Origin of the sequence: Streptomyces sp. NPDC101166 (assembly GCF_044768125.1) — a bacterium.
In the GTDB taxonomy this organism is placed as follows: Bacteria; Actinomycetota; Actinomycetes; order Streptomycetales; family Streptomycetaceae; genus Streptomyces.
Genome location: NZ_JBIWPF010000157.1, coordinates 1 through 1,315 on the forward strand (window position 1 = coordinate 1; position 1,315 = coordinate 1,315).

1 protein-coding gene is annotated in these 1,315 nt (G+C 68.0%); it reads left to right on the forward strand.

Features of this window, described 5'->3' with window-relative positions; translation table 11 throughout:
* Nucleotides 1–53: 53 nt before the first annotated feature.
* Nucleotides 54–1,315 (forward strand): hypothetical protein (locus ACIRS4_RS37270; protein WP_404204569.1); only part of this gene is annotated, 1,262 nt, incomplete at its 3' end.

The window sequence follows — 1,315 nt, forward strand, 5'->3', positions numbered from 1 at the left end:
GACTTCGCGCGATATCTCGGTGGATACTTGTCCCGAGCGGTGTGGGAGGCGAGATGGGGACGTCGCGGATTCGGCGGGCACTGGTCGTACTGCTGGCGGTCGCGGGGGTGGCCCCGGTCGGCTGCTCGTCGGTGAAAAGCCCTGCCTCGCAGCAGGTTTCGGCACCCGTGACGGACAACCCGTGGGTGGTGGCGGGCCAGACCTCGGCCGCCGGGCCCAGCGGACCCCGGTCCGGGGTGCCGGACGCGAACCTCACGGCCGAGAACGGCGACGGCGGCGCGGTCGACAAGCCGGCCCTCAATGCCATCGCGGATATCGCCGACTACTGGAACGGCCAGTACGCCAAAACCTTTCCGGGCGCGTTCAAACCGGTGACCCGGTTCATTTCCTGGGACTCCACCGCCCCGCGCGCCCAGGCCGTCGAATTCTGCCGCAGCAGTACGTTTCAGCAAGTCAATGCCGCCTATTGCGGTGTCGACAAGACCATCGGCTTCGACCGCGGCACCCTGCTGCCCGGCTTGGTGAAGAAGTTCGGCCCGATGGCGGTGGTCATGGTCCTCGCCCACGAGTACGGCCATTCGATCCAGGCGCAGGCCAAGCTGAACGGCTTCTTCACCCCGACCGTGGTCCGCGAACAGCAGGCCGACTGCTTCGCCGGCGTCTTCCTGCGTGCGGTGGCGGAAGGCAATTCGCGCCACTTCACCCTCAACACCACCGACGGCCTCAATGGCGTGCTGGCCGCGGTGATCTCCTTCCGCGACCGCGAACCGGGCGCGTCGCAGGACGAGCACGGCACCGCGTTCGAGCGGGTCACCGCCGTCCAGATCGGCTACACCGACGGCGCGACCGCCTGCAAGGGCATCACCCGCGCCGAACTGAAGCAGCGCCGCGGCACCCTGCCGACGAGCTTCCAGCCGGGCGACAAGGAACGCCAGCTGCCGGTGGATCAGCCCGATCTGGCGTTGGTGGCGCAGTCGCTGATCCGCACTTATCCGATCCAGCCCGCGCCCGCCTTCGACTACAGCGGAGTCACCCGGGCCTGCCCGAAAGTGACCGTAACCCAGCCGGTTTCGTACTGCCCGACCACCAATGTGATCGGCACCGACATTCCAAGCCTGGCAAAGCGCGCGGCCACCGGCGACACAGGCGACCTCTTCTCCGTGACCGTTGGCGGTGACTACAACGCCTTCGTGGTGTTCGTCTCGCGCTACATGATCGCCGTGCAGCAGGCCCGTCAGCTCGCCATCTCCGGAGCCGACAGCGCCGGGCTGCGCGCCGCCTGCTTCTCCGGGGCGTACAGCACCAAGCTGAGTCG